We start from the raw sequence: 17418 nt of genomic DNA, 5'->3' as shown, positions 1-17418 counted from the left end.
GTCTAAGGTTCACTGGTGCAAGGCATAGTGCGTGCCGGCAGCCAGAGACTGACACACAGTCCGGTTTGCCCGTCAGGCCGGGCATTCAGGGTCAGTTGGCCGCCGTGGAGTTCCGCAATCCGCCGTGCAATTGCCAGCCCAAGCCCCGCACCGCCGCCATGCCGCTGGTCGAGGCGGACAAAGCGACTGAGTGCCCTTTCCCTATCCTCTGTCGCAATGCCTGGCCCCTGGTCGCACACAGTAACGTGATAACCGTTGCCGGAGGCCTCCAGGCGAGTTTCTATCAGAGTGTGCTGCGGGCTGTACTGAATGGCGTTGGCCAGCAGGGATCGCATCAGGGTATTGATCAGGGCGTCGTGGCAACTCACCAGCGCCTGGCCAGCATCGTTATGCAGTAGTGGCTCAATATGCTTTTTCAGCGCCAGGGGGGTCACATCCGCAATACTTTGTTCGATGATTTCGGACAGGTCGTGTTTCTGGTGTGAAAAGCCGGCGCCGGAGTCTACCCGGTTCAGCAGCAGCATTTGCTCCACCAGATGCGTCATGCGGTCAACCGATTGAATCAGGGGCAGGAATTGCTGTGGATTGTTGTCCCAGGCCTTTTCCAGATTCAGTCGCAAAGCTGCCAGCGGCGTCCGTAGTTCATGGGCTGCATCGGCCGAAAATCGGCGCTCCCGCTCCAGGGCCAGGTTCAGTCGCTTGAGCAGGCTATTTACTGCTTGTACCAGACCTGCCACTTCCTTTGGTGCCTGTCTGTCATCCAGGGGATGAATACGTTCCGGAGCCATATGGCGTATAGGCCGCTCCAACCGACGCAGGGGGCGGAACCCGATATGAATGGCAGCACTGGCGGCCAGTAGCAGGAGCGGCAAGGCAACCAACAAAGGCAGAACGTTGCCCAGGGCCAGTTCCTGGCTCAGTTCCCCGCGAATATCTTCCCGCTGAGCTGTTCTGATCCAGAAACCTGTAGCGGGATCCTGAAGCGTGAACGTCCGCCAGTTGTACCCCTGGGATTCGGCCCATGAGTAGCCTGGTGTCAGGCCTTCGGTGTCATCGGCCTTAAGTGTGTCCAGCAGAGGCGTGCGGCCGGGCGTCCAGACCTCAAAGGCCAGCTTCTTTTCGTATTTGTGCCCTGCGCCTCCGGGCAGAATCTCGTCATTGTCTGCTTCAGACTCAACGTCCTTGTCGAGTGGCAGCGCCAGTGTTTCACTGAGGGTTTGCGATAACAGCTCGAGCGATTGTGTGTCTGCAAGGTGGCGAACCAGCCCCTGGACAATCCGTGTACTCTGCGCAAGTTCGGCGTCGAACAGCTCTTCCAGTTCATGATTGCTTTCAATATAGCTCCAGGCTGCGGCTATCAGGGCAAACAGCAGAACCATGGAAGTAACCAGCAGTGTGAGAGTGCGGGTCAGGGACATTCCGGAGCTCCACAAGCTGCCTGGCTGTCCAGCAGATACCCAACGCCGCGGATGGTGCGGATTGTGGTTTTGCCGATTCTGCGCCGGAGATGGTGGATATGCACTTCCAGAGCGTTGCTTTCAGCTCCCGGCTCCCAGCCATAGAGCTGTTCTTCCAGACGCCGGCGAGTGGCGACCTGGTCGGGATGACGCATCATGTACTGGAGGATCTGGAATTCACTGCGGGGTAAGGTGTCTGTCGTCGAGCCGATAGTGAGCTGGGCCGAAGCCGGGTTCAGCGTAAGCTGGCCTACGATCAGTTCATCGCTGGTTGTCGAAGATCTGCGACGGGTAACGGCACGGATCCGGGCTTTGAGTTCGGCCATGGCAAAGGGTTTGGTTACGTAATCGTCTGCACCAGCATCCAGGCCCAGCAGTTTTTCTTCCAGTTCAGCGCGGGCGGTCAGGATGATAATGGGTAGTTGGTTGCCTTGTTGTCGGGTCTGCCGAATAATCTCAAGGCCATCGACCCGTGGCAGGGTCAAATCCAGTATGGCCAGATCAAAATGATCGTCTGCCAGGGCATTCAGCGCCTGTTGACCATCATCCAGCCAATCCACTGTGTGCTGATCAGTCCGCAGCATGTCCAGCATGGTGCTGCCCAGAAGGTGGTCGTCTTCTACCAGTAATATGCGCATCAAGCGGGATCCGTGTTGGGGGAAGCCTGTGCAAATTTACACTCGCCAGTCTGTATTCTACACCGGCTTTCTTAAGCCACCCTTAACTGGTGCTGGCAACCGGTGATCGCGGGGAACCTTAACGCGGCTTAAGAATTCTCTGCTCCAGCCTTAAGCCTGACTTAAGGGTTGCGCTCTAATCTGATTGCTCACTATATCGGGTGCCTCGCCCGAAAGCTGTTGGAGAGCGCTTATGACCGACCCGCTAACTATGTCCACATACTGCCCGCCAGATTCACCGGAGCTGGTTCCTGCCCTTCGTTGTGCAGGGCGCTGGTTGAGCGAGATTACCCCCGATACTTTACTGGCGGCTACGGTTACGGAGTTCATCCGGCGACGGTTTCTGCAGGCCTATGGTGCCGAGCCCTCACTGCGGATTCCGTTATTGCTGGCTCTGACATCAGCACAGGGAGCGTTACTGGCAGCGGTGGGCGTTCGAAGTGCTGCGCAGGAGCGTCTGTTTCTTGAGGATTATCTGACAGTTCCTGTGGAATCTGTGATGCCGGTACCGGACATTGCGCGAGACCGGATTGCAGAGATTGCTCATCTTGCAGGTGTTGAGGCCGGTGTCAGCCGGCACCTGTTTGCTTCTCTCACCGTCTGGCTTCAGGCCGCTGGTTACGACTGGGTGGTCTGTACCGGAACCGACCAATTGCGAAACAGTTTTCACCGCATGGGGATTGCTACCCGCGTGTTGGCGAAGGCTGATCCGGCGAGTTTGCCGGATGGTGGTGCCGGTTGGGGGCGATACTATGACCATCAACCTGTGGTGATGGCCGTCAAGGTAGCTGATAGCCTCAGTTCCTTGAAACAAACGGGGCTTCTGCGAAGGATTGAACCGGTGCGCCCCCATACAGGTTCCGATGTTTCCGGACAGGGAGGCTTGTATGGCTACCTTGCCTGAACTGCTCAAGAGCAGGGCAATGGAACACCCTTCGCGCATTGCGTTGCGTGAGCCGGAAGCAGAATACAGTTATAGGCAGATGGTGCAGGCGGCAGAGACAGTCGCCGCGCAACTTGAATCGAGAGGCATCAAGCGAGTCGGTATATGCGGAGACAACACTCTGGCCTGGATACTGGCGGATCTTGCCTGCCTGTTTGCAGGTGTTGTTTGTGTGCCTGTGCCCCACTTCTTCTCTGAAACCCAGGCTACCCATCTGATCAAACGGGCCGGGTTGAACGGTTTGTTGCACAGTGAAGCGGCCAGCGAAAGTGAGCCACTGGGTCATGGTATCTGGCTGCGTACCTTGCCCACTGCAACAGCAGCGGCCGGAATGCCGGTCGATACGGCCAAAATCACGTTTACCTCAGGTAGTACCGGCACGCCAAAAGGTGTGTGTCTGTCCGTGGAGCAGATGACTGCAACCACGCTTGCCCTGAAAGAGCGGCTGGCAGGCATCGAGTTGCAAGCACATCTGTGCATCCTGCCGCTAGCTACATTACTGGAGAATATCGCCGGGGTTTATTTGCCGTTACTTATGGGCGCTGCAGTCAAGGTAGAACCTCTGGCGAGTCTGGGGATGACCGGGAGCAGTGGTCTTGACCTGAGAAGACTGGTTGCGGGGGTCAATCGAAATCGCCCCCAGTCGTTGATTCTGGTGCCGGAACTGGCCATGGCGCTGGTCGGTGCCGCAGAACAGGGCCAGCTTGACAGCGGCCCGCTGCGGTTTCTGGCCGTTGGTGGGGGCCGGGTATCATCGGAGTTGCTGAGCCGGGGCCGGTCCGCCGGGTTACCACTTTACGAAGGCTATGGTCTGTCGGAATGCTGTTCAGTTGTGGCACTGAACGTACCGGCCGCCGGGCGTGAGGGCAGTGTGGGGCAGCCATTGTCCCATGTCGATATCAGAGTGAGTTCTGACGGTCATATTCTGGTTCGCGGCAATACGCACCTGGGGTATCTTGGGGAAGATCTGAAGCAGGATGAGTGGCTGGATACAGGTGATCTGGGCGCACTCAGTACGGATGGCTTCCTGTCGGTCAATGGGCGCTCCAAGAATCTCCTGATCACCACCTTCGGCCGCAATATCAGCCCGGAATGGCTGGAGAGTGAGCTGGTTCAGGGACTGGCCATTCCCCAGGCAGTGGTATTCGGTGATGGTGAGCCTCAGCCAATGGCGCTGATTACGGTGACAGATGGGCGCTCACCCTCTGTCCTTGCAGAGTCATTACGGCAGCTCAATCAGCGTCTGCCGGATTATGCGCGCCTGGCCACCGTTTATGTCCGCCGGCAACGGTTAAACCAGGCCGAAGGCTTTATTACTGCGAATGGTCGCCCTGTACGGGCATACATTCAGGACCACCTGCCGACTTTGTTAGTACAAGCTTTTCCATTATTTCTTTCCGCACCATGGACCAACCAGCCAGGAGAATCTCGCATGGCATTTTTTGACAGATTACAGCAGGAAACCTCTGAAGCTCGCGCCCACGTTACTGGTGCGCCCGTTGTTAAAGCTATTGGCGAGGGTGGTTTCAGCCTTGAGTCATATAACTGGTTCCTGGCACAGGCCTTTCACCACGTTAAGCATACAGTGCCATTGATGATGGCCTGTGGTGCAAGGCTGCCTCACCGGCTCGAGTTCGTCCGCAAAGCGCTGGTTGAATACATAGATGAGGAGTATGGCCATGACGAGTGGATACTGAATGACCTGGAGGCCTGTGGTGCAGACAAGGAAGCAATCCGTGGCAGTAAGCCGGACCTGTCCATCGAACTGATGGTGGCCTATCTGTACGATCAGATCAGTCGGGGTAATCCGGCGGCATTCTTTGGCATGGTTCAGGTGCTTGAGGGCACCTCTATCGAGCTGGCCACACCCCTTGGAGAGCAGATTCAGAAACTCCTTGGGCTTCCGGATCAGGCTTTCAGTTATCTGTATTCCCACGGGGCTCTCGATCAGGACCATTTCGAGTTTTTTCGCAATCTCATGGACGGCATTACTGACCCGCGTGATCAGCAGGCGGTTATTGATTCGGCTCGCGTAGTTTATCGGTTGTATGGCGATATGCTGCACAGCATTCCTCTGCCTGGTCGCCGTCAGGAGCAGAGCCATGAGGCTGCGTGATCGTATGTTTTTGCTGCTGGGAGGAACCGGCGGCATTGGTAAGGCACTGGTGGACTCACTGGTTCAGGAGGGGAGCCGTGTCGTTGTGGCTTCCCGGCACCCAGAGAGCATCGGCCACCGGGAAGGCGTTGTTCCGGTGTCCCTGGATCTCGCAGCCAACGACCTGGACCAGCAACTGGAGCGCCTGACGGAGGCCTATCCGGATATTGATGGTGTTATCCATTGTGCCGGACAGAATCGCTTTGCCGGACTGGCAATGATGTCTGCCGCAGAGCTTGGTGCGCAGCTCGATGTGAACCTGCGTTCGGCAATGCTTGTAGCCCGACATTTTGCTCCCCGGTTTGAGAAAGCGGGGAGCAGTGCCATGGTGTTTGTAGGCTCGACCTTTGGCAGTATTGGCTTTCCCGGATACACCGCCTATTGTGCGACCAAATTTGGCCTGAGGGGATTCACTGAGGCTCTGCGCCGCGAATTGGCGGACACCTCCGTTCAGGTGATTTATATAGCGCCGCGGGCCACAGATACAGATATGAATCCGGAGGCGGTTGATGCGCTGAACCGTGCATTGGGGAATCGTGTTGACACGCCAGAGGCAGTGGCGGCAGCCATCATCAAGGCTATGAAGCGCGATCAGCGTCGCTGTTTCCTGGGATGGCCCGAGAAGTTGTTTGTGGTTATTAACGGGATACTGCCACGGGTTGTTGATAAAGCCATGCTGAAACAACTGCCGGTAATCCGGCGGTTTCTCTACGCTAAAACAGAATCATGATTTGCGTGTTTTTTTTAACGCCTCGAAACCGGTGATCACATCCATCAGTTCGCTGGTGATTTCTGTTTGTCTTACCGATCTGAGTTCACCTTTTACGTCTTCGATACGTTCATCCACAGACTGCTCGGCCTGCTGCATCAGAGCGAGACGAGCGGAGTTTTCGGTGACCATGGCTTCTGCGGAGGCGCGGAAAACACTGGCGAAAATATGGCTGCGAATCAGCGATGACAGCAAGGCTTCGGCGTCCATGGAGTAATCCGGAAGCGAGCGGGAATTCCAGTGCTTCTCGCGCTGCAGCAGAGCAGGCTCCAGAGGCAGAAGCCGGAGTGTTACGGGTTCGCGCGCGCCCTGTTCGCCGCGCTGGGTAAATGCCAGGGTGACGGCCAGGCGATACAGAGGCTGGCCCCGGCTGAAACGGTCTATGCGGGTAACAATATCGCCGGCGAGGCGACCAATACCGTCAGCAGACGCCGGTGGTAGCAAGACAGCATCTGGTGTCAGGCCCTGATCATCGAGAGCATCATTCATTTGCGCCCCGATGCAGAGAAGGCGATGCTTGCTGGTGATTTCTGCCTGGCAATGCTGCTTTACCGATCCGGCCAGAATCTCATTGTAGTTACCGCAAAGTCCGTGGTCGGAGCCGAAGACGATAACCAGATGCTCCAGTGCCTCGTCCTGCCGCAAGGTGATGTTACCGGTACGGTAGGCGAACGCAGCGAATCCCTGAAGTATGGTCTGGTGATAGGCTTCGATTGAGCGGGCGGCATGTTCATAGGGCGTCGCATTAATGGCCGACAGGGTCTTCATGGTGTGAACTATGCCCCGAATGCTTTTCAGTGTCTCGCTGTGACGGGACAGGGTTTCAAGTGTCTGGGCCATTGCAGACCTCGAGTGCGGTAGCAATGATCAGGGCCCGGTCTTCCCCGGTCAGCCCCTTGTTTTCACTGATACGTTCGTCAATCACCTGTAACTTCCCTTGTGCAGCGGCACGGATACGTGTCATGGCAGCGGCCAGTTCTTGTTCTGACATGGCATCAAAAAGGCCCTCCATTGCTGCGATCAGCACGGCCAGTTGTTCGGCTGCAGGCATGGGGTCACGCTCAGCCTGGCGCAGGGCATTGCGCACAGCTGCGCCACGGGTCAGGCGTGCCCGCGTGGCATCGTCCAGTCGTGTACCAAAGCGAGCAAAGTCTTCCAGTTCCTCAAACTGCGAGAGGGTTACCCGCAGGTTGCCGGCCACTTCGCGCAGAGCACGGGTCTGTGCTTTACCGCCTACCCGGGAGACAGACAGCCCCAGATCAACGGCAGGGAACTGGTTTTTGCGCACCAGCCGTGGTGACAGGTAAATCTGACCATCCGTTATGGAAATCAGGTTCGTCGGGATATAGGCCGACAGATTCTCTGCCTGGGTTTCCACCACCGGCAGGGCGGTAATCGAGCCGCCACCGGCTTCTTCTGTAAACTGCCCGGCCCGTTCCAGAAGGCGGGCATGAACATAGAAAATATCACCGGGAAAAGCCTCGCGCCCTGGTGGCCGCCTTAGCAGCAGTGATAATTCCCGGTAGGAACGGGCGTGGTGTGTCAGATCATCAAAAATGACCAGTACGTCCTGGCCCTGATCGGAAAAATACTCTGCCATCGCCATAGCGGCATAGGGCGCTATGTAGGCCAGCCCCGGTGTTTCTTCATCACCGGCCGACATAACCACGCTGCGGGCCATCATGTTGCCTTTTCTCAGGGCACCGATCGCCCGGGACACCGCGTCTCCCCGTTGGCCAATAGCGCAGTAGATGCAGGTAACAGCGGAACGCACCTGGTTGAGTATGGTGTCTATGGCAATGGAGGTCTTCCCGGTCTGGCGGTCGCCGATGATCAGTTCTCGCTGGCCAAGGCCCACGGGTACAGCGGCATCGATAGCTTTGATGCCGGTAGCCAGAGGCCGGAAAATGGCCGAACGGCTGAGAATACCCGGTGCTTCGGCCTCAATGGGGTGCTCGGCTACTGCTGCAACCGGCCCCAGGCCGTCCCTCGGGCGCCCCATGGCGTCCACCACCCGGCCCAGTAATGCCGGGCCGACCGGTACGCTCACTACCTTGCGAGTGCGACGAACATCTTCGCCCAGAGTAATGAGGTCTGAAGGCCCGAGCAGAATCACACCGAGCCTTCCGGGCTCCAGATCCAGGGCAATGCCACGCACGCCGCAGTCGAACACCAATAGCTCATCCGCCAGTGCACGGGCCAGGCCGGTGACGACCGCAACGCCGTCGCCCACTTCGGTGACTGTGCCGACTTCAGTCAGTACCGGCGCGGGAGCAGGTGTTGCCAGCAGAGCTTCCCGCCAGGCGTCAAAGGGCTCAGTGTCAGGTAGTTCAGAACGGTTCTCCATCTTGGTTTATCTACCCCTCTCAGGCGTCACCTGGCTGAACCCGGCCGGATGCAACAGCGGCAAGGCGCTCGCTTAAAAGCGAATCAAACGCCTCTGTGTAGCTGTCAACCGTCCAGGCAACCTGAGCGCTGCCAACGCGCAGAACCAGGCCAGGGGCCTGTTGCGGATCGGTTTCAAAACGCAGGGTTATGCCAGGCAGCAGGCTTTCGATATCGGCCTGCATCTGTGTCTGTGCGGCCTCGGGTAAGGCGTCACGTGTAGTAGCTACGGCTTCCTTGCTGTCACCAGCGGCGTCGGAGAGTTCGCTGGTAATCCCACGCAGACGCGCGGTTGCATGACGGGCAATGGCTTCTTCCAGTGATTCGTCGGCAAGATCCCGGAGAGCTTTGCGGGTCAGTTCCAACAGGGTTTCTTCTCCGGCGCGCTGCAGTTGCGCGGTGAACTTCTGACGTTCACGCTCAAGGTGTTTGTGCCAGTCTTTCTGCTCTTGCTCCAGCTTGGCGCGAGCTTCGGCCAGCAGAGCGTCGCGCTGGTTTTCGGACTCCCGGAGCGCTCGTTCGACCACTGCATTCTGGTCGGATAACAGTTGTTTTCGCTGTTGCTGATAGTCTGCTTCAGCCGCCTGGGCTCTTTTCTGAGCCTCCCCGGCTTCGGCCATGCTGCGTGCGATCTCGGCCTCGCGGGCATCAATACCGTCAAGGATAGGGCGGTAGAGAAATCGTTTCAGTAACCAGACCAGCACCAGAAAGTTGGCAATCTGTGCAATAACGGTAACCCAGTCAATAGACATGATCTGTTTTAACCTCCTGAGGAAGCCTGTACCGCGGTCCAGAACGGGTTGGCGAACAGTAGAATCATGGCGACTACAAAGCAGTAGATCGCGGTGGACTCAATCATCGCCAGACTCACGAACAGGGTTCGGGACAAAGTTGGTGCTGCATCCGGTTGCTGGGCCATGGCTGCAATTGCGGCGGCCGCTGCCCGGCCTTCACCGAGTGCCGGGCCGAGAGCCCCGAAGGAGACGGTCAGGCCTGCCGTGAAAATTGATATGACTGCGATAATGGCGAAATCTGTCATGGCTTGTCCTCGTGTTTTTGCAATGAAGGGTCAGGCTCTGCGGTGGCAGATGAGATGTAAACAGTGGCGAGCATGGCGAAAATATAGGCCTGAATCATACCGGTCAGTAACCCGAGCATGTCCATGGCCACGGGAAAGAAAAATGGCGCGATGGTCAGAAGAATGGCGGCGATAACGGCGCCACTCATTATGTTGCCGTACAGGCGGATAGCCAGGGATATGCCCCGGGAGAACTCGCCGATAATATTGAATGGCAGCATGATGACCGAAGGCTGAATAAACGTTTTCAGATAGCTTCCCAGCCCACCGGTAGCAATGCCGAATACCGGTACCGCTATCAGTACAGACAAAGCCAGAGCCGCAGTGGTGGATAAGGATGAGGTAGGCGGCGAAAATCCTGGTATCACCAGCATCAGGTTTGATAAGGCAATGAACAGGAACAATGTGCCGGAAAAATACATGACATGACGGGCAGAGTTCCGGGTAACCTCCTCAATCTGGCTCTGAATCAGTTTTACAATTACTTCCAGTGTCGTGCGCCAGCGATTGGGTGGTACATCGGCGCGCAGGTTGCGGGTAATCAGCATGGAAGTGCCTACCAGCAGCGCCATAACAATCCAGGTATTAACGATGGTGGCGTTAACATCCCAGCCAGCGAGAGTGAAAACAACAACATCATCTGGAGTCAGCTGCATTATGTACCCTCCTGTCCTGTGGTGGCGGACGCTTTACCCATTCTGGCCCAGAGTATGGCCACTAGTCTTGCCATAAAAAACGCCAATGCGTAGCCGGCTACGGCCCAGTTACTTCCTGCTATAAAGGTTACCCAGAAGCCAACAGCCAGAAGTATCGCAATCCTGCTGAAGGAACTGACCATCAGCCATAGCGCGGGTCTTGAGGAACCCAGGGCCCGCTGCATTCCCCAGGCCAGACCCGCAAAGAACAGGGCGCTGACGGGAACACCTACTGACAACCCCAACAGAGCTGCATGCCAGTCGACTGATATCACCGCTTGTCTCCTTTCTGGTCCGGACCCTCTTTGCCGATCCAGCTCCAGGCAATAATGGCTCCGACCACAACACCGCCGAGGATAAGCGCGATTGGCCAGGAAAAATCCTGGGGCGCAACCCGGTTCAGCCATAAACCCAGAAATGCACCGCCCACTGTTGGTACAGCAATCGACCAGCCAACAATTCCGAATGCCCCAAGCCCCCGTAACGGACTCAGGCCAGGGGAACTGCGTGCCAGTTTCATGCGCTCGGCAGTGCGCCGGATGTTTTCTGCTGAGCGGTCGTCGTTCCTGTTCACACTGTGGGTTTCCGCAAGTCGCCAAAGTGCCGGACGATGCCCGCTTCAAGGCGGGACAATGCAGACCGGGCTACCCGTTCTTCTTCATCCACTTCAATAAACGCGGCCTGTACGGTTTCGTTCAGGGAGTTGAGATCCTTGCCCCGAACACCCCGGCGTATGGCAATATCTACCTGATGGCCTTTTTTCATCAGCACACCCTCATCAATACCAAAAAAAAGTTCCTCGCCGTCGGCTGAGGTGAGAATAAGTACCGACGGCACCAGCGCCGTAACGAAGTCGACATGGTTGGGAAGCATCCCGAAAGCACCGTTCTCCGCCGTGGCAAACAGCTGTTTTGCCCTGCCTTCGTAAAGTGTTCGGGTGGGTAGTCGCAGCGCTACCTGCATGGTGTCTGCAAGGCTCATGATCCCGTCTCCAGATCCTTCAGTGAACCAATCATGTAATAGTCGGTTTCGTTATCATTAAATTCAGTCTGGTTCAGAATGGTTTCGCAGCCATCGAGAGTATCTTTGATGGGCACGCGTTTGCCGCCGGTGCCGGTAAAAGAGCCGGTGGTGAAAAACGGCTGGGTGAGAAAGCGTTCGAGCCGCCGCGCCCTGGCAACGGTGGCTCTGTCAGCGGCCGAGAGTTCCTCCATTCCCAGCATGGCAATGATATCGCGCAGGTCCTCATACTCGGCGAGAGTGCGCCTTACTGCCCGGGCGATGTCGTAATGGCGCTGGCCAACGACGGCGGGTGTCAGCATTACTGAAGCGGAACCGAGGGGGTCAACTGCAGGGTACAGACCCTCACTGGCGCGCTTGCGGGAAAGTACCACTGAGGCAGAGAGGTGCGAGAAAATATGTGCCGCCGCCGGGTCGGTAAAGTCATCGGCTGGCACGTAGACTGCCTGGATGGAGGTTATTGCTCCATTACGGGTTGAGGTGATGCGCTCTTCAAGAGAGGCCAGTTCTGTTGCCAGGGTAGGTTGGTAGCCAACCCGCGAAGGCATACGCCCCATCAGCCCGGAGACTTCCGAGCCGGCCTGCACAAAGCGGAAAATATTGTCGATAAGAAGCAATACGTCCTGCTTCTGGTCGTCGCGGAAATATTCCGCCATGGTGAGCGCGGTTTTGCCCACCAGAAAACGTACTCCCGGAGCCTCGTTCATCTGTCCGAACAGCATGACGGTTTTGTCCCGCACACCAGCATCACCCATCTCGCGGTAGAGCTCTTCCGCTTCCCTGGAGCGCTCGCCAATGCCACAGAACAGACTGACCCCCTGATAATGCTGAACGGTATTGTTTATCAGCTCTGTAATCAGAACGGTTTTCCCGACCCCCGCGCCGCCGAACAGGCCGGTTTTGCCGCCGCGCTCGATGGGTGACAGCAAATCGATCGCTTTGATTCCGGTCTCCAGAATATCGCTATGGACGACGCGGTCTTCCAGGGCCGGAGGGGGCTGATGTATGGAGCGTCTTATTGTTGCGGCAGGGGCAGGCTTGTCATCGATTGGCTCGCCAAACACGTTGAGCATACGGCCCAGTACGCTGTCGCCTACGGGAACCTGAATGGGCGCGCCTGTGGCCTGCACAGGCATTCCCAGGCCCAGTCCGCGCACAGGGGCCAGCGCCATGCAACGCACGGCGCCGTTTTCAAGCAGTGATGTAACCTCCAGGTCCAGGTTGCCAGCGCGAACCAGATCCTGGATGCGGGGGGCGACGCCGGGGAATTTAACATCGACAACACCTCCGCGGATGCCCACGATCTGACCGACACTGTCACTGCCCGTGTCCTGCATGGAATCCCCTTCGTTAACATCCGGATTAGACATGATAACGTGCCTGAACGGTTAGGAGTTTCAAGAGTCTGTTCGTGTAATGAGCGTACCTGCCTGTCCGGCCAGAATAGCGAGAGCATCTTCCAGGCGGCCAATGCCGCTGATGCCCCCGGTATCCGCGAAATCCGCGCCGGCTATGACTTTTGGCCCCATTGAACCGGCCGGCATGTCCAGCCTTCGCGCCTGGTCTGCCCTGATTTTGTGTATTGGGGCCGCAGCCTGAGTGTTCAAGTCGCGATAAACAGCGTCTACGTCGGTCAGCAATAACAGTGCGTCTGCACCTAACTCGCGAGCAAGCAGGGCGCTGGCAGCATCCTTGTCGATAACAGCTTCAACACCGGTCATGCTGCCATCATTACGACGCAGCACAGGGATGCCGCCACCTCCCGTACAGATCACAATCACGTTCTGATCCAGTAGCAGTTTCAATACATGAATGTCCGGAATTTCTTTTGGAACCGGCGACGGCACAACTCTTCTCCAGTTGCCACCATCGGCTGCAATGCGCCAGCCGGCGGCTGCAGCTTTGGCCTCTGCCTCTGCTTTACTATAGACGGGACCGATAAATTTGGTCGGATTGGAAAAGGCCGGGTCATTCCGGTCAACCACCACCTGGGTGAGCAGAGTTGCTACAGGTCGCTCATGATCAATGGCGTTTTCGATTTCCTGTTCGATCATATAACCGATCATGCCACCGGTTTCAGCACCCAGTACATCCAGAGGGTAGGCTTCCTCAGGTTTGTAGGCGGCACCCTGTAATGCCAGCAATCCCACCTGAGGACCGTTGCCGTGAGTAATAACCAGCTGATGTCCGGCCCGCACCAGTTCGACCAGTGATTTTGCTGCGGTTCGGACATTGGCGCGTTGAGTTCTGGCCGTCAGTGGCTCTCCGCGTCTTAACAGGGCGTTGCCGCCCAGAGCTGCAACAATCAGCATAGGGTGCATCCTTTATCAATAATCAGCTCCGGAGTCAGGCTCCGAGCGTGGCTACCAGCACCGCTTTGATGGTATGCATGCGGTTTTCTGCCTGATCAAACACAATCGATGCCGGGCTCTCGAAAACCTCGTCAGTTACTTCCATGGCGTCAATTCCAAACTCTTCTTCTATCTCCTTGCCTACCGTTGTTTCGGTGTTATGGAAGGCTGGCAGGCAATGCATGAAGCGGGTCCTGGGATTACCGGTTTTCTTCATGGTTTCAGCATTCACCTGGTAAGGCATCAGCAGTTTGATGCGTTCTCCCCACTTTTCCTTAGGCTCGCCCATGGACAACCAGACATCGGTATAAACGAAATCGGCTCCGGCCAGGGCCGCATCCAGATCGTCGGTAATGGTGATGCGTGCTCCGGTTTCCCCGGCTATCGCCTGGGCTTCTTCCTGTACTGTCTGCCTTGGCCAGCAGGCTTTCGGGGCGCAGAGACGAACATCCATGCCCATCTTGGCACCACCGATCAGCAGGCTGTCTCCCATGTTATTGCCAGCATCGCCCAGAAAGGCATAAGCCACCTGATGCAGAGGTTTCTCAGTATGCTCCTGCATGGTTAGGAAGTCGGCAAGAATCTGGGTTGGATGGAACTCATCGGTAAGGCCGTTATAGACAGGCACGCCGGCATATTCCGCCAGTTCCTCGACAATCTTCTGTCCAAAACCACGGTATTCGATGGCGTCGTAGACGCGCCCCAGCACCCGGGCCGTATCCTTTACTGACTCCTTGTGGCCTATGTGATTGCCGGTGGGCCCGAGGTAAGTGACCCTGGCCCCCTGGTCATAAGCGGCAACTTCGAAACCCACTCGCGTGCGGGTGGAATTTTTCTCGAAGATCAGGGCTATTTCCTTGCCGTTGAGCTGAGGAACCTCGGTACCGGCGTACTTGGCAGTCTTCAGATCCGCCGAGAGCTGTAGCAGAAATCTGATCTCCTGGGGGGAGAAGTCACGCAGGGTGAGGAAGTGCCGGTTCTTCAGATTAAAGGCCATGGGTTTCGTCCTGTGCAATCAGATGGGGTCGCGCATGGTCGGGCAGCTCATGCATCGTCCGCCGCCCCTGCCGCGCCCGAGTTCGGCACCGGGAATGGAAAGCACTTCGATACCTGCGGCTTTGAGTGCTGCGTTGGTATCGTCGTTGCGGTCATAGCCCACTACCACGCCAGGACTCAGTGCCAGCACATTGTTTCCGTCGTTCCACTGTTCCCGTTCCCGCTCGGCGGGGCTTTCACCACCGGTGGGGATAATTTCGAGAGACTGGTAACCAAGTACGTCTGCTACCACATCAAACAGCGGCCGGGGATCCTGGCGGAAAGACAGGTGTTTTTCGCCTTCGCCGGGACGCAGGTCATAGCAGACCACTTCATCTGCCACCTCTTTAAATGTGGTGACAACCTTGCCGCCGCAGAAGGTGAAGATGGTGTCGAGATGCATGGCGGAACGGGATTTCGGGATCTGGCAGGCTATCACCCTATCTACAGTGCCTTTTTCAAAAAGCGCATTGGCCAGTTGCCCGACACCCTGAGGTGATGAACGTTCTCCCATACCAACAAGAAGGGTGCCATTGCCTACGGGCATGACATCTCCGCCTTCGAGTGTCGCCAGCCCATGTTCCTTTGCAGGGTCACCCCAGAGTACATCGACCTTGCCGGCAAATTTCGGGTGGAACCGGTACACGCCTGCCATTAACAGGGTTTCGGGCTTGCGGGCGGCCCAGTACATGGGGTTCAGAGTGACACCACCATAGATCCAGGCGCTGTTATCCCTTGTAAAGAGATAGTTTGGCAGCGGTGGCAGCACAAACCCGTAATGCCCCAGGTGGTTACCAAAAAGCCCTGTCGGGTCAAAGGGCAGGTCCGCCACCTCAAGCCCGCCAATCAGGTATTCAGCAAGCTTTCTGCCCGGAAGCTCGTCCATCCAGGCGCGCAGATCGGAAATCATCCCGACACCAATCTGGTTCCAGGTAATTCGGTGATCCAGAATCCATTTGCGGGCTTCAGGGATGTTCAGGGTTTCTGCCAGCAATTCGTTGACATCCAGTACCTCGGTACCTCTCTCCCGCATTACGCTGACAAACACATCATGATCTTTCTGTGCCTGTTTGACCCAGAATACATCATCAAACAACAGGGCGTCGCAGTTGGAGGGCGTCAGCCGCCGGTGAGCCAGTCCGGGGCGGCAGACAATGACCTGTCGCAGAGTGCCGGTTTCGGAATGTACTCCAAGCGTATGCTCAGTCATAACTCACTCCTCTGCTAAAGCAGTGCTGCTGCACTGATGACCAAAGTAATAAAAATGGTGAGAATTAACAATAAAGGCCAGATAAAGGCGATCCAGCGATCATAGGACACACGACCGATAGCCAGCCCGCCGACGACCACTGCAAAGGTGGGGTTGATGAGGTTCACCAGGCCATTGGCAGACTGGTAGGCTGTTACGACCAGATCACGCCCTACGTTCGCGAAATCAGCAAGCGGCGCCAGAATCGGCATTGAAAGAACCGCAAGGCCGGAAGATGAAGGCACAAAGAAGCTCATGCCTACTTCAATCCAGAACATCAGGTTGATAAAGGCCAGTTCGGGTAAGCCTCCAAGAGATGTTTCCGCACTGTGCAGGATGGTATCGGCAATCATGCCCTGATCCATGATCACCACAATGCCTCGCGCCAGCCCGACGACAAGTGCAACCCCCAGAAGATCGCGGGCACCATCAACAAAGCTGCTGCTGAGCTTCTTCTCGCCAAGGCGCGCGATAATGCCGATCACCAGGGCCGAACCAAAAAACAGAGCGCCCATGCGAGCCATCCACCAGCCCTGTGAGGATACGCCCCAGATCATGGTCACGAAGGTTGCGGCAAATATAAGAAGGGCAATTACCTGAGTTCTGTCGAGAGTGGAATCCAGGACCTTTTCATCATGCCGGCCCAGGAAGAGCTTGCGGTGGGCATTCCATTGGCCGGATACGACAGAGCGCGACGGATCCGCTTTGACGCGAATGGCGTAGCGCATAACGTACGCCGCGCAGATCAGCAGTCCGCCAACAAGCAGAATAAAGCGCACGGCCATGCCATCGGTAAACGGGATATCCGCGGCGTTTGCCGCAATAACGGTGGCAAACGGGTTGATGGTTGATCCCAGTACCCCGATACCGGCGCCGATCAGAATAATAGCCACCCCTGTTACAACATCGTATCCGGCAGCCATCATCACCGGAATCAGAATGGCATAGAACGCCAGAGTCTCTTCAGCCATGCCATAGGTTGTGCCGCCTATGGCGAACAGTGTCATCAGGATCGGTATCATCCAGACTTCATGGCCCTTGAGATGGCGCATGGCGCTGCGTATGCCCGTGTCGATAGCGCCGGTTGCATTCATTACACCGAGGAAGCCACCCAGGAAAATGACGAACAGGGCGACATCAATTGCATTGGCCACGTAACTGTCAGGATCATAGAACCCGGCCGTGGGAGCGAGCATGATGTCCATAAAGCCCTGAGGGTTGGGGTCGACCGTCTGATAGGTGCCCGGTACGGCGACTTCGCGTCCGACTTCTTCATTCATTTCCCGGTCATATTGGCCAGCGGGTATAATCCATGTCAGCGCAGCAACGAATATGATCAGTAGAAACAGAATGGTATAAGCCGTGGGAAACCGCGTAGCCAGGTCCTGTTCGGGGCTGTCTGAAGGTATGTCTGAGGGAGATTCAGAAGGTTTTTCGGGGGGCTGCTGCTCTTCAGTCATTGCGTTTCTCCTTAATCCTCACTTACAGCTGCATACAAAGCCAGGGTAGATTTGTCTCCTGGCTTTGAACACTCTGGCCCGGCCGGGTGGTCAGGCGGTATTTGGATCAATGAGCGGCAATAGTAGATCGAAGGTGGTTTGGCG

The 17418-nt window shown here is 56.7% G+C and carries 18 protein-coding genes; 3 read left to right on the top strand and 15 right to left on the bottom strand.

Annotated features, from left to right (window positions below; translation table 11 throughout):
• Positions 1–2 precede the first annotated feature (2 nt).
• Both DS878_RS00880 and DS878_RS00875 read right to left on the bottom strand, forming a co-directional pair.
• Positions 3–1418, bottom strand: a complete 1416-nt coding sequence (locus DS878_RS00880; protein ID WP_113814054.1) for an ATP-binding protein — start codon at positions 1416–1418, stop codon at positions 3–5.
• Entirely contained in the window at positions 1409–2095 is a 687-nt protein-coding gene (locus DS878_RS00875; RefSeq protein WP_113814053.1) for a response regulator transcription factor, read from the bottom strand. The genes DS878_RS00880 and DS878_RS00875 overlap by 10 nt, the downstream gene beginning before the upstream one ends.
• Before the next feature lie 232 nt (positions 2096–2327).
• Between DS878_RS00875 and DS878_RS00870 the strand changes: the two genes are divergently transcribed.
• Genes DS878_RS00870 through DS878_RS00860 form a run of 3 tightly spaced genes read left to right on the top strand, consistent with a single transcriptional unit; the run spans position 2328 to position 5962 of the window.
• Positions 2328–3038 (top strand): thermostable hemolysin, encoded by a 711-nt coding sequence (locus DS878_RS00870; protein WP_261977538.1) that lies wholly within the window; start codon positions 2328–2330, stop codon positions 3036–3038.
• Positions 3022–5193, top strand: a complete 2172-nt coding sequence (locus DS878_RS00865) for an AMP-binding protein (protein WP_113814052.1) — start codon at positions 3022–3024, stop codon at positions 5191–5193. The genes DS878_RS00870 and DS878_RS00865 overlap by 17 nt, the downstream gene beginning before the upstream one ends.
• Positions 5180–5962 carry an SDR family oxidoreductase gene (locus DS878_RS00860; protein ID WP_113814051.1) on the top strand — a complete coding sequence of 261 codons (783 nt, stop codon included), beginning with the start codon at positions 5180–5182 and terminating at the stop codon, positions 5960–5962. Before DS878_RS00865 ends, DS878_RS00860 begins: the two co-directional genes overlap by 14 nt.
• Here the strand turns inward: DS878_RS00860 and DS878_RS00855 are convergent.
• From DS878_RS00855 to DS878_RS00795, 13 genes are read right to left on the bottom strand one after another with little or no spacing between them, the layout of a single operon-like run.
• Entirely contained in the window at positions 5957–6841 is an 885-nt protein-coding gene (locus DS878_RS00855; protein ID WP_113814050.1) for a F0F1 ATP synthase subunit gamma, read from the bottom strand. The genes DS878_RS00860 and DS878_RS00855 overlap by 6 nt on opposite strands.
• Positions 6825–8348 (bottom strand): F0F1 ATP synthase subunit alpha, encoded by a 1524-nt coding sequence (locus DS878_RS00850; protein WP_113814049.1) that lies wholly within the window; start codon positions 8346–8348, stop codon positions 6825–6827. The genes DS878_RS00855 and DS878_RS00850 overlap by 17 nt, the downstream gene beginning before the upstream one ends.
• A gap of 19 nt (positions 8349–8367) precedes the next feature.
• Positions 8368–9138 (bottom strand): F0F1 ATP synthase subunit B, encoded by a 771-nt coding sequence (locus tag DS878_RS00845; RefSeq protein ID WP_113814048.1) that lies wholly within the window; start codon positions 9136–9138, stop codon positions 8368–8370.
• Positions 9139–9146: 8 nt separating this feature from the next.
• Positions 9147–9425 (bottom strand): F0F1 ATP synthase subunit C, encoded by a 279-nt coding sequence (locus DS878_RS00840; RefSeq protein ID WP_113814047.1) that lies wholly within the window; start codon positions 9423–9425, stop codon positions 9147–9149.
• On the bottom strand, positions 9422–10120 hold the full coding sequence (locus DS878_RS00835; RefSeq protein ID WP_113814046.1) for a F0F1 ATP synthase subunit A: 699 nt from the start codon (positions 10118–10120) through the stop codon (positions 9422–9424). Before DS878_RS00835 ends, DS878_RS00840 begins: the two co-directional genes overlap by 4 nt.
• Positions 10120–10434 carry an ATP synthase subunit I gene (locus DS878_RS00830; protein WP_261977537.1) on the bottom strand — a complete coding sequence of 105 codons (315 nt, stop codon included), beginning with the start codon at positions 10432–10434 and terminating at the stop codon, positions 10120–10122. Before DS878_RS00830 ends, DS878_RS00835 begins: the two co-directional genes overlap by 1 nt.
• Positions 10431–10733 carry an AtpZ/AtpI family protein gene (locus DS878_RS00825; RefSeq protein ID WP_113814045.1) on the bottom strand — a complete coding sequence of 101 codons (303 nt, stop codon included), beginning with the start codon at positions 10731–10733 and terminating at the stop codon, positions 10431–10433. Before DS878_RS00825 ends, DS878_RS00830 begins: the two co-directional genes overlap by 4 nt.
• The gene (locus DS878_RS00820; RefSeq protein ID WP_113814044.1) at positions 10730–11140 is read right to left on the bottom strand and encodes an ATPase; all 411 of its coding nucleotides are present in this window, start codon (positions 11138–11140) and stop codon (positions 10730–10732) included. The genes DS878_RS00825 and DS878_RS00820 overlap by 4 nt, the downstream gene beginning before the upstream one ends.
• Positions 11137–12516 carry a F0F1 ATP synthase subunit beta gene (atpD, locus tag DS878_RS00815; RefSeq protein ID WP_222837418.1) on the bottom strand — a complete coding sequence of 460 codons (1380 nt, stop codon included), beginning with the start codon at positions 12514–12516 and terminating at the stop codon, positions 11137–11139. The genes DS878_RS00820 and atpD overlap by 4 nt, the downstream gene beginning before the upstream one ends.
• A 60-nt stretch (positions 12517–12576) precedes the next feature.
• Complete coding sequence (gene arcC / locus DS878_RS00810; RefSeq protein WP_113814042.1) at positions 12577–13491, bottom strand: carbamate kinase; 915 nt, start codon at positions 13489–13491, stop codon at positions 12577–12579.
• A 34-nt stretch (positions 13492–13525) separates the two neighbouring features.
• Entirely contained in the window at positions 13526–14527 is a 1002-nt protein-coding gene (locus DS878_RS00805) for an ornithine carbamoyltransferase (RefSeq protein WP_113814041.1), read from the bottom strand.
• A gap of 18 nt (positions 14528–14545) precedes the next feature.
• Positions 14546–15775 carry an arginine deiminase gene (locus tag DS878_RS00800; protein WP_113814040.1) on the bottom strand — a complete coding sequence of 410 codons (1230 nt, stop codon included), beginning with the start codon at positions 15773–15775 and terminating at the stop codon, positions 14546–14548.
• 14 nt (positions 15776–15789) lie between these two features.
• Entirely contained in the window at positions 15790–17274 is a 1485-nt protein-coding gene (locus tag DS878_RS00795; RefSeq protein ID WP_113814039.1) for a YfcC family protein, read from the bottom strand.
• Positions 17275–17418 lie beyond the last annotated feature (144 nt).

The organism is Marinobacter sp. F3R11, assembly GCF_003318275.1.
Lineage (GTDB): Bacteria > Pseudomonadota > Gammaproteobacteria > Pseudomonadales > Oleiphilaceae > Marinobacter.
The sequence above is the reverse complement of the archived record's forward strand: the minus strand, read 5'-3'. Positions and strand labels throughout refer to the sequence as shown.

Coding starts and splice junctions, on each gene's coding strand:
- DS878_RS00880 (WP_113814054.1), bottom strand. CDS start 1,418: ATGTCCCTGACCCGCACTCTCACACTGCTGGTTACTTCCATGGTTCTG.
- DS878_RS00875 (WP_113814053.1), bottom strand. CDS start 2,095: ATGCGCATATTACTGGTAGAAGACGACCACCTTCTGGGCAGCACCATG.
- DS878_RS00870 (WP_261977538.1), top strand. CDS start 2,328: ATGACCGACCCGCTAACTATGTCCACATACTGCCCGCCAGATTCACCG.
- DS878_RS00865 (WP_113814052.1), top strand. CDS start 3,022: ATGGCTACCTTGCCTGAACTGCTCAAGAGCAGGGCAATGGAACACCCT.
- DS878_RS00860 (WP_113814051.1), top strand. CDS start 5,180: ATGAGGCTGCGTGATCGTATGTTTTTGCTGCTGGGAGGAACCGGCGGC.
- DS878_RS00855 (WP_113814050.1), bottom strand. CDS start 6,841: ATGGCCCAGACACTTGAAACCCTGTCCCGTCACAGCGAGACACTGAAA.
- DS878_RS00850 (WP_113814049.1), bottom strand. CDS start 8,348: ATGGAGAACCGTTCTGAACTACCTGACACTGAGCCCTTTGACGCCTGG.
- DS878_RS00845 (WP_113814048.1), bottom strand. CDS start 9,138: ATGTCTATTGACTGGGTTACCGTTATTGCACAGATTGCCAACTTTCTG.
- DS878_RS00840 (WP_113814047.1), bottom strand. CDS start 9,425: ATGACAGATTTCGCCATTATCGCAGTCATATCAATTTTCACGGCAGGC.
- DS878_RS00835 (WP_113814046.1), bottom strand. CDS start 10,120: ATGCAGCTGACTCCAGATGATGTTGTTGTTTTCACTCTCGCTGGCTGG.
- DS878_RS00820 (WP_113814044.1), bottom strand. CDS start 11,140: ATGAGCCTTGCAGACACCATGCAGGTAGCGCTGCGACTACCCACCCGA.
- atpD (WP_222837418.1), bottom strand. CDS start 12,516: ATGCAGGACACGGGCAGTGACAGTGTCGGTCAGATCGTGGGCATCCGC.
- arcC (WP_113814042.1), bottom strand. CDS start 13,491: ATGCTGATTGTTGCAGCTCTGGGCGGCAACGCCCTGTTAAGACGCGGA.
- DS878_RS00805 (WP_113814041.1), bottom strand. CDS start 14,527: ATGGCCTTTAATCTGAAGAACCGGCACTTCCTCACCCTGCGTGACTTC.
- DS878_RS00800 (WP_113814040.1), bottom strand. CDS start 15,775: ATGACTGAGCATACGCTTGGAGTACATTCCGAAACCGGCACTCTGCGA.
- DS878_RS00795 (WP_113814039.1), bottom strand. CDS start 17,274: ATGACTGAAGAGCAGCAGCCCCCCGAAAAACCTTCTGAATCTCCCTCA.